The organism is Corallococcus carmarthensis, from assembly GCF_003611695.1.
Classification (GTDB): Bacteria; Myxococcota; Myxococcia; order Myxococcales; family Myxococcaceae; genus Corallococcus; species Corallococcus carmarthensis.
In genome coordinates, this window is the sequence record NZ_RAWE01000022.1 from 65,118 (window position 1) to 74,417 (window position 9,300).

The 9,300-nt window shown below is 63.9% G+C and carries 8 protein-coding genes; 3 read left to right on the top strand and 5 right to left on the bottom strand.

Annotated features, from left to right (window positions below; genetic code table 11):
• Positions 1 to 213: 213 nt before the first annotated feature.
• Positions 214 to 573, bottom strand: a complete 360-nt coding sequence (locus tag D7X32_RS45385) for a transposase (RefSeq protein ID WP_158625642.1) — start codon at positions 571 to 573, stop codon at positions 214 to 216.
• Between the two features lie 42 nt (positions 574 to 615).
• Between D7X32_RS45385 and D7X32_RS44910 the strand changes: the two genes are divergently transcribed.
• Both D7X32_RS44910 and D7X32_RS44915 read left to right on the top strand, forming a co-directional pair.
• A complete protein-coding gene (locus tag D7X32_RS44910; protein ID WP_158625643.1) occupies positions 616 to 1,716 on the top strand; it encodes a hypothetical protein in 1,101 nt (366 codons plus the stop codon).
• The gene (locus D7X32_RS44915) at positions 1,713 to 2,378 is read left to right on the top strand and encodes a DUF4158 domain-containing protein (protein WP_147450088.1); all 666 of its coding nucleotides are present in this window, start codon (positions 1,713 to 1,715) and stop codon (positions 2,376 to 2,378) included. Before D7X32_RS44910 ends, D7X32_RS44915 begins: the two co-directional genes overlap by 4 nt.
• 2,285 nt (positions 2,379 to 4,663) lie before the next feature.
• Here D7X32_RS44915 and D7X32_RS45390 read toward each other — a convergent pair.
• Together D7X32_RS45390 and D7X32_RS09245 are read right to left on the bottom strand one after the other, a co-directional pair.
• Positions 4,664 to 4,831 carry a hypothetical protein gene (locus tag D7X32_RS45390; RefSeq protein WP_158625644.1) on the bottom strand — a complete coding sequence of 56 codons (168 nt, stop codon included), beginning with the start codon at positions 4,829 to 4,831 and terminating at the stop codon, positions 4,664 to 4,666.
• Positions 4,828 to 5,358: a hypothetical protein gene (locus tag D7X32_RS09245; protein ID WP_120602146.1), complete on the bottom strand. Its 531-nt coding sequence runs from the start codon at positions 5,356 to 5,358 to the stop codon at positions 4,828 to 4,830. The genes D7X32_RS45390 and D7X32_RS09245 overlap by 4 nt, the downstream gene beginning before the upstream one ends.
• A 1,277-nt stretch (positions 5,359 to 6,635) precedes the next feature.
• Between D7X32_RS09245 and D7X32_RS44920 the strand changes: the two genes are divergently transcribed.
• Positions 6,636 to 6,896 carry a hypothetical protein gene (locus tag D7X32_RS44920; RefSeq protein WP_147450089.1) on the top strand — a complete coding sequence of 87 codons (261 nt, stop codon included), beginning with the start codon at positions 6,636 to 6,638 and terminating at the stop codon, positions 6,894 to 6,896.
• 76 nt (positions 6,897 to 6,972) lie between these two features.
• On the opposite strand, the gene D7X32_RS09250 is transcribed toward D7X32_RS44920, so the two are convergent.
• Together D7X32_RS09250 and D7X32_RS09255 are read right to left on the bottom strand one after the other, a co-directional pair.
• Positions 6,973 to 8,043, bottom strand: coding sequence for a hypothetical protein (locus tag D7X32_RS09250; RefSeq protein ID WP_120602147.1), 1,071 nt, complete (start codon positions 8,041 to 8,043; stop codon positions 6,973 to 6,975).
• An 8-nt stretch (positions 8,044 to 8,051) separates the two neighbouring features.
• Positions 8,052 to 9,065 carry a hypothetical protein gene (locus tag D7X32_RS09255; RefSeq protein WP_120602148.1) on the bottom strand — a complete coding sequence of 338 codons (1,014 nt, stop codon included), beginning with the start codon at positions 9,063 to 9,065 and terminating at the stop codon, positions 8,052 to 8,054.
• Positions 9,066 to 9,300 lie beyond the last annotated feature (235 nt).

A 9,300-nucleotide genomic window follows, 5' to 3' on the forward strand; every position in this document is an offset into this window, starting at 1 on the left:
ATGCGCGCTGCCCAGCGACGTTCAGGTCCGTGGCCAGGTTCTGCATGGCGCCCGCCCAGGCGGCGCAGGAGGAAGAAGCGCAGGAGGGGTAAGGACTACCCATGTCTGCGGTTATCGGCGCCCCACCTGCGCTGCCATGCTTCCTCGCGTCGTCCGCCTCCCTTCGGCATGGAGTAGACTTGCGTAATGGCCACTACGAGGGGCTGTCCCTGATTAGCGCAGCCAAAGAAACATGGATGCGACGTGCAGGACGGCGAGGTAGCTGGTCGCCATCTTGTCATAGCGGGTGGCGACAGCACGAAAGCGCTTGAGGTCATGGAAGAAGCACTCCACCCGATAGCGCAGCCGGTACAGGGTGCGGTCTAACGGCAACGCCCGCTTGCGGCTCGGGTTCGAATGGATGACAGGCTTCATCCTGAGCTTTCGAACGTTGGCGCGAATGCGGTCGGCGTCATAGCCGGTATCCGCGATCAAAGCGGCGCCCTCTGCGTGCACCAGAAGTTCTTCGGCCATTGTGTACTCGTGCTGCTGGCCGCGCGTCAGCGCGACGTGTTGAGGCAATTCTGAGATCACCTCTACACCTTGAACCAAGCCCCATGGGCGCGGGGACTGAATATGGTAGTGTGGCGCCGCCATCCTACTCACCGCGAGGCAATTTTGCATTTCACGCCAGCACCTCAAAAGTGGCCGCTCAAAGCCGCCTTCCTTTTCATCCTCTGCATGCCGGCCATTGCAGTGGCCGCCGGCGCACCCTCTATTGATGGAAAACTGGGAGGAGTGGAATGGACCGACTCGTCGGTCCAGAAAGCACAGCTTCCATACGGCACTATCAAAGCCTTGTACTCCAATGCCACTCTGTACATCGCCGTAGACATGGTCTTGGATGAGCATGACGATGGCCTGTTCAATGGCCGCTATCCTCCCAAAGGGGATGGCTTGGACGTCATTTTCGATTCGTCATCCGCAGGCAAGGGAAATATCGATATCCAAGACATTGCCTTTACCCGCAAAGGAGACATTGGGGCTCCGCATCGATATACGTGTCAAACTTGTCGGACCAAGGACCAGAAAACGCTCGAAACAAAATCCCAGATCGCGATGGGTTTTGGAGCATCTCCTGATTCCGCCAATCCACATCTCATCTGGGAGTTGTCGATTCCAATAAGCGAGATTAACGCACGTGAGGGGGAAGCCGTTCGTCTCTGGTTGAAATTCTGGTCCGAATCTCCTCATATCGATGGTGAATACTTTCCTGAACTGTCGGACGGTGAATCCTCCCCTAGGAAGTTGGAATTCAAGCTTGAATCGGCTCAAGTGCAGGCCACCGCGCCAGCAATAGCGTCAACTACCCTGGCAGCATCGCAAGGCCGGACGATGGTCGTGCTTGATGATGGAACCATTGAAGTCAAGTCTTCTGATGGGATGCGCAGCGTCCTGACCAAGGATGGGCGCTTTCGCCTGCGCCCAGGAGATCAACTGCCCTCCAGTACTCCTGTTGAAGCCCCGGCGGCCATCCTACCCGTATTTGCTAACGACTCCCCTATGGCTACTTGGCTTGAGTCACACAACACAGGGTTGCTCAAGACGATCAAGCGGCTGCTCAACGATGATCCCGCGCTCATTTCAAACTACCTCAAGAGCGAGCGCAACATGAGTGTCTTCAATAAAATCGATCGCAGGGCCGACGTAATCAACTTCCTCAGCACAACTCCATGAGTCACATCAACTCTAGACCATTTTTCTTGATGCTCCTGGTTTGTCTTGCTGATTCAGCGGCGGCTGGCGGTACAAGCACCTCCGGAAAATCGCCAGAGGCGCCAGGAGTCGGCGAGCGGCTCGACCAGTTCCTGAAGAATGCAGAGCGACAGCCTGAAGAGGTGGCAGAACAACTATTTGTCCCACCACTCCCTGACGCAGCAACAACTGACGAGGGGACCAAAGCCGAATACCAGAAGGCGCTGCGGTCCTATTACGAATATCGCCAATCGGGATATCAACATCGAAAGGCAGTGTTTGCCTGGCAGCTTCTCTCCTCGAAAATAATCTTTGCTGTCGTTGTCTTATTGGTGTTGATTGGTGTTTATTTTTCGTGGATTCAGCTGACTGGACGAACCTACAGACACCCTTCCGCATCGAAACTCCAGAAACTGGGCACCCAACAGGGCAAGCCCGCAAACAACACTCAATCAGTCGAAACTCCCACAGCAGAAGATAGCGCGCTCAAAGCACCTCCTGATTCGGGCGCAATGAAATTCAAGGCTGCGCTCGATGGAATAGAAGTCTCCTCTCCTGTTCTTGGGGTAGTTATCCTTGTGATATCCATCGTCTTCTTCTATCTCTATCTAGTGGTTGTATACCCTATTCATGACGCATTCTGATGCACTGAGTGCGAGTTGCAAATCCTGCCGAAAATAGGCATGGACCTGCCCCGGGTGCGTTCGCTCTTGGGCGTGTGCACCATCAGGAGGATGACGTGTGGAAGCGGGTGGCTCCGCTGCTACTACGCCACAGGCGCGAGACGCGACGTGGGTGGCTCAGGTGAGATGACCATGCGGTGCTACGCGGCATTGTCTTCGTGTTCAAGACGGGTATCGCCTGGGAGGACCTGCCGGCGGAGGTGTTCCGCGTCCGCGGCATCACCTGTTACTCGCGCCGGAGCTGCGCAGGCGGCAGCCCCTCCGGCCGGTCCGGACCGAGGCCTCGCGGATCCGCAGCCTCGTCCTCAGGCAGTGGTGGTTTGCGGCAGCGGGCTATGCCCTTCCACCGTGCCTCAATCTGGGCCCGTCCGCACGGGAGCCGCTTGGTGGGCACTTCGCCCTCGGACCTCCGTCGCTGGGGAAGTATGGGGATTCCCATGCTTCCCCTCGACCGTCGGCAATACCGACGGTCGCCCCGTTCCTCGGAAGTGAGAAACGGGGTGTAGCTCAGAAACGAGAAGCGCCGACGAGGCTCAGAAGTGAGCAACGGCCGGGAGGAGGTCACAACGGTTGTGACCCCCTCCTGGATTTCCCGGAGGCCCCCACCCAGGACAAGGGTCACATCGGATGTGACCCCCACCACTCCGGGAATCTCCGGAGTGGCGTCGCGCGCGGTGGGGGTCTGTTCCGTTCAGCCCCCCACTCTATGAATCCGCAGAGTGCGTGCCTGGGCGGAGCAGGAGCCGAGGCGAGGGGTCTTCCCGGTCCAGCCCCCCGTTCTGCGAATTCGCAGAACGGGCCCCCTTAAAACTACCCAGGTCCTGGGTAGTTAATCTGGCCCGGCGCGGGACGTCACAGCCCTAGTTCCGCGCGCCACCCGGGGATGAACATGTCCGGCTCCGTGGCCCCAAAACCGCCGCGCTCGGCAAGCCGCTCCAGGGACTGCGCAGTGCCGTAGCGCCGCGAGCACTCGGCGTAGGCGCGCTCAGCCAGGGCCTACGGGATGGTTCGAGGGATGCCCGCGTCAATGTCCTTCTGGATCACCAGCAATGGGAAGCGGCGCTCATTCATGGTGCGTGCTCCTCTCAGAAAGCCGGCCACCTGGCCCGCTCCTCGTCCGACACCTCGTCACCGCCCAGGGTCTCCTCCCCTACGTCGTAGAGGGCGCAGGAGTGACAGAGGAGCGCCCAGCACTTCGTGCACTCCGCCCGGTCGTCTCGCGCGAGGCTCCCGCAGTCCTTGCAACAGTCCGAGTTCGTAGCGGGTCCTTCGGCCGCTTCGTCCGGCGCGGCGCGCGCTTCACCTCGGGGACCGGCTCCTGTGGCGTGAGACGGTCTGCCCCCCAGGTGGCAAGGGCCTGCCCTGCCGCACTTCCGAGCACGGCGAGAACCCCTCGAGCAGCCTCCATGGCCAACGTCTTCACCCACGGCTTCATCGAGTCCTCCTGCGCCATGGGTAGCGCGGAGGGCCCACAAGCACGTCTAGAATGGAGCAACACAGCCCATTTTTTGGACAGATTCTCCACCATGTTACTGTTTGACAATGGGTGAGCAGGCACATGGACGCGTCAGGGTTTCCGACTTGTACCGAAACACACTGCAGGCCGTTCTGACGCAGTCGCTAAACTTGGGCGAGCCGCTCTCGGAGAGCGAGATTGAATCCTACATCTCAGGTGATGGCCCTGAGGAGCATGAATTCAAGGCGGAAGGTGGGGCAACCAACCCCAACCGCCCCAAAAGTTACCACCTTGGGCGCGTGAAATACTTCTCTAATCGGTTCAGAAGTGGCGCCCCGGTCGAGCCCATCCTCATCACGTTCCTCCCCTTTGTCGGGTGGTGTGTCGGTGATGGAAGTCATCGTCTCTTGGGCGCACACTTCGCTGGGGTGTCGTGGATCGATGTCATCGTGGCGCCGGAAGCGCAGCACCTACTTCGTCGTCCTAATCCTGAGAGCACTGGCTATTGAGCAGAAGGCCGCCGTCGGAGCCGACTCCGCATCATGTGCAGCGTGTTCATCCGGATGCCCGTCTCCGCATGGACGGCACCGGGCGTCGCGCCCCGGAGTAGTTATCCACGGGCGAGTGCCGCGAGGCGCCGGGCCTCGCGCGCGTCCCCGCAAGCCCGGCCCGCGCAGGCGCACGTCCTCTTCCGCCTTCCGGCGATTCCGGGGCGCGGGGGCCTCCAACAGCAGCAGGAGCTGCTCCGGCTCGCGGCAGGCCATGGCTACTCGCCAGCCGTCTTAGCGCCCTACTGCGGACCCGTCGTCGGCAGGTCCCGGTAGGTGCTGTCGCAGATCGTCTGGATGGCAGCACAGCGGTAGTAAAGCCGGGCCGGGTGCGTCACGCCGCACCCGGCGGCGAGCTCGACGCCGATACATCCCAGCTCCTCGTGTAAATCCCCAGGGCGACACGTCATGCCTTTTTGCCTCCTGAGGTGAAGGCCGACGTGGCCAGGGCTGCGAGCCCGCGCAGCGGCCGGGACGGGGCCTTCTTCGGGGCCTTCGGCTTCCGCGCCTTGGGCGCGCGAGGAGCGGCGGCCTCGGTCAGAACCGGAGGTGGAGGTGGGGCCAGCGCGTCCTGGGCGCGGACGGCCGCGGCGAGTGGATCATCCCCCCAAGAGAGCTCCACCAGGACGGACGGCGCCCCCTGGGCCTGTGCGTACACCCAGCGCACCAAGGGCGAGGCGTCGTCCAGGCGGAGCTGCCGCGCCACCTCGTCGCGGATGCTCTTCATCGCGATGGGGAGGTTGTCCCCGCTGTCGAGAGCCCGCAGGGACATGCGCGTCAGGCGCACCACCAGCAGGGCGGGGCCGCTCCAGCCTGGCCAGAGCAGGTGGGTGGCGGCGCGCTGTCCCTTCGCGCGCTTGTGGCGCTGCATGTGGTGCTCGCGCCGATTGGAGGTGTTCACGGTCTCCACCGGCACCTCGAAGCGGATGCAACTCACCGATGGTCCTCCTCGGGAGCGGCGCCAGCTGAATCCGCAGCCACAGCCGCGCCTTCAGTACTTAGAGCGGGAGGCGGTAGGAGGCGCACTTCCCCTCCGTCCGCAGTTGCCAAGGGCGTTCCCCCTCGTCGAAGCATCCTTGGCAACGTGGACGGCGTCCCCAATCCTCGCCCCAGGGGCGAAGCTGACGACCCGTGCCCTCTTCTTGAATGACGACGGCACTACATCGCACGTGCATGCAGTCGTTGGACCATCGAAAGGTTGTCGCAAGCCACTACGCGTGTACGGGCTCGTCCTCCCTCGCCCCTGGGATGAAGCACGTACAACCGGGATTACGGATGTGGTCGCCCCCTACCCTTGGCTAAGCAGCGATGCGTCTCTCAACTCGCTCGACCGCATAGGCCTGCCATTACACCGAGGCGGCTCGTCGTTCAGGCAACGCCGCGACTGTTTAAGAGCGAGCAATAAGCCAACCCAGGAGGATGCCACACTGAAGGAGCCGCATCAGAACCAAGCTCCTCCCATTGGGAGCCCCAGGCCAGAAACAACCCCACAACTTTAGGGCTGGTTTGATGCGACTTCTGCCCTGGAAGTCTATCACGAGGACACGGATGGGTGAATCTAGACCCATCATACCACTACCCAATAGATTGTCCTGCTCAGTCCAACCTCATTAGGGAGACTGCACCCACACCCCTAGTGCAAACTGATTTCTTGACGTCCGGATTCTGCGGTCGTATGCGGGGGAAGGGGGAAGCAGAGGCTGAGAGCGTCAAGGTGCGCGTTTTTGTTGGCGATTTTTATCCAGGCTCGCATCGCCTACCAGCCCTGAAAACTACCCAGCATGCGTTAGCACTCAGCACCCGTGACTGCTAACGGTGAGCTTGACTGGTCACCGCAGGGAAGATAAATCCCGACGAACTCAACAGGAGGTCTTACATTAGCTAGAAGCAAAGCGCGCACATGCGCGCACAAAAAAGGCCCCCACGGTTTGCCGACCATGGAGGCCCTGAAATCCCCGCTTACTCTGACGAATGGTATCTGACAGGTTATCGCGGTTGGTCTTGGAACCCTGACCGTGGCGATAGATAGCCCCCTATCCCTAACCCGTCAAGATCACTGTGTCCGTAGACGCGTGGGTCGGTGTAGGCATTTTCGCCTTTACCACTGAAATCATGTCGTCACAGGGGATTTCCTGTGAGGGCAATGCCACAAGTCTGCCCTGAGCAATCAGGGCACTGTTGTAAAACCTCTGGGGCGCACGGATGCACTGAAACATGAATATCGTGATTTCGTATGATTTGGACAGCCATCACACGGCGGTGAAGAATTTGGCATGCGCCAATGGATTCTCCGACCAGGTTATGACCACTGCTGGCTGGAAGACGCTGCCGAACACCACGTTGATCGGTGACTTCCCCAGCGCGAAGGACGCCGCCGACGCGTTCAAGCGCCTCGCCAAGACGGCAGCGCCTTACGTGAAGGTTGAAAAGGTGCTGGCGTGCCCGATGGGCGTCGCATGGGTAACCAACGAGTAGTCGCTCGCGCCCAAACGTAGTGCGGGGCCACTCTCGTAGGAGGGTGGCCCCTCTTATTTTGTCGATGCTGACTTTCCTACTGCCTGTCGTGGCGACCCCTGCTCCCCTCCCATAACTCAGAGCCCGCGCGCGAGAGACTGGGCGCCTTGCCACCCACCTGGAGCACGAAGGCAGACTCCCTCAGGCGGCGCTCCAGGCGGCCCGGTGGCGTGCGCTCCGCGTCTAAGCCTGGGCTGCGGTGACGCGGACAGTGGCGCCATCCCATCTCCGCTTCCACCTCGCACTCCAAGCCGCCCGGCAGTGGGACGCCGCACAGGGAGGGCTTCCAGCCGTCGAAGCGCGCGAGAAAGTCCTTCCGCCCCAGGTGGGTGGTGAGGACGGTGCGCCGTCGGTCCCGGTAGCGCGCGTCCAGGACGTCGTGCAGCAGCCCCAGGCCGACGTCACCGAGGCGCTCCGTGCCGACGTCGTCCAGCACCAGCAACTGCGCGCGGCGCACGTCCTCCAGGCGCTCGCGGCCCGCCTGGCTGAACACGTCCATGGACGCGAACTCCCCCGCCGCGAGGAAGAGGCCGGGCAGCGCCGGCCGCCCGCCCCCGCTGGCGCGGCCCCAGGGGTACGCGCGCACGAAGGCGGCCAGGGCTACCACCGCCGCCTGCGTCTTGCCGGTGTCGGGCGGCCCCATGAGCAGAAGCCACGGGTGCGGCATGGTGCCCTGCCGGACCTCCAGGTGGTGCTCGTCCGGGGGCAGCGTCGGGCGGGGCTGGGCCAGCCATGCGCGTACCGCGCGCAGCGTGTCGCGCGTCTCGTCCAGCGTGTGCAGGCCCTGGACATGTCGGATGCCCACACCCATGCGCGCCAGGTGCGCCGGTACATCCACGCGGGCCTGCGCCTCACCCTCTTCGCGGGAGCGCCGCAGCTGGCACTCGTACTCGGCCACCTCGCGCAGCCGCCACATGTCCCACCACGTGTGGGCATGCTCCACGCCCGGTCGCGCGCCGGGACAGTCCGGCGGGCAGAGGATGAGGGCGCGGCCTTCCGCGGCGAGCTGCCGGGACTCGTCGCGGTGGGCGCGCGCGAGGGCGCGGACGCGCTCCCGCAGGCTGACGTGCATCGGGGCTTCGGACTCGGGCGTGTTGCAGGTGGACATGGTGAACCTCAGAAGGGCTGGGGGAACTCCTCGGGCTGGGAGGCTGGTGCGGGCGCGGTGGAGGCGCGGCGCCCGGGCGGGCCCGCGCCGGTGCGCGTCTCTGGTTGGGCGTTAGCGTCCCAGCGCCGGACGAGCATCCCGAGGTGGTCCACGCGCTGGCCGAAGGTGGCCGTCAGCCCGTTGCGCCAGCGCCGCAGCACCTCCGGGACGCCGCCGGCGCCGGCCCAGGCCAGCAGCTGGCGCGACGCGGGCTCGTCCCGGGACGACACCCAGGTGTAGGCGACACGCTTCGCCTCGCGGAAGACGCGGTCCACGCCGTCCTGGAGGGCTTCCGCGGGCGCGCTGCCGTCCTGGCCCAACTCGAAGGGGAGCGCGTCCGGCACCAGTGCAACCGGCGGCAAGGCCACCGGGACGACAGGTCCTGCCGGCGCGGGTGTGGGGGCTTCGGGCGCCACGAGGCGGACTCCCTCGTTCCCCAGGGCGCGCAGCACCTGGCGCACCAGTTCGAGGACGCCGTCCTCCGCCAACCACGTGGGTGCGTACGCGTCGGCGCACGCCAGCACCAGGTGCCCGTCCTCCAGCGCCACCGGGGTGACGCGCAGGCGCAGCTGGCCCACGACGTGGGCACGGCCATCCGCGTCCATCATGTCCAGCACCTGCCGCCACGCGCGGGCGTGCGGCGTCTCCGGGAGCGTCCCCGGGCTCGGAGGCGCGTCCGCGGGTGCGGACGGCAGTGGGTCCACGCTCCACGTCCGGGATAGGAGCTGCTCCGCCACCTCGTAGCCCCCGTGCGTCGTCCCCTTCAACACGTAGACGAGGGACGCGCGCTGCCGGCTGCTCAGCTCCCCGCGGCACACCGGGGAGCGCGGGACGAGGCTGAACACCTCGCGCCACTCCTCCAGTGGGCGGCGCTGCAGGGCCTCCAGTGCGTCCGCGAGCAGCTGCCGGGAGGTGCGCTCCCCCCAGGGGGTGAAGCCGTGCGGCGCGGCGAACTCGTTCCAGGCCGCGCGCAGGGCTTGCACCTGGGCAGGAAGCGTCTCCGGCTTCCGGTGCTCGCGGAGGGGGGCCGAGTCACGTTGCCCGTCACGCTGGGCCTGCGTGACAGGCCCCTGCGCGCCCCCTGCTTCCTGGGCAGAGGGAGAGGGAGGAGGAGATGAAGACTTCTTCTCCTGTGTCACCCTGGCATTCAGCGTGACAGCGTGACTGTCACGCTGCCGGACTCGCTGGTTTCTCTTCCTCTCCCTCGCAAGTTCTCGA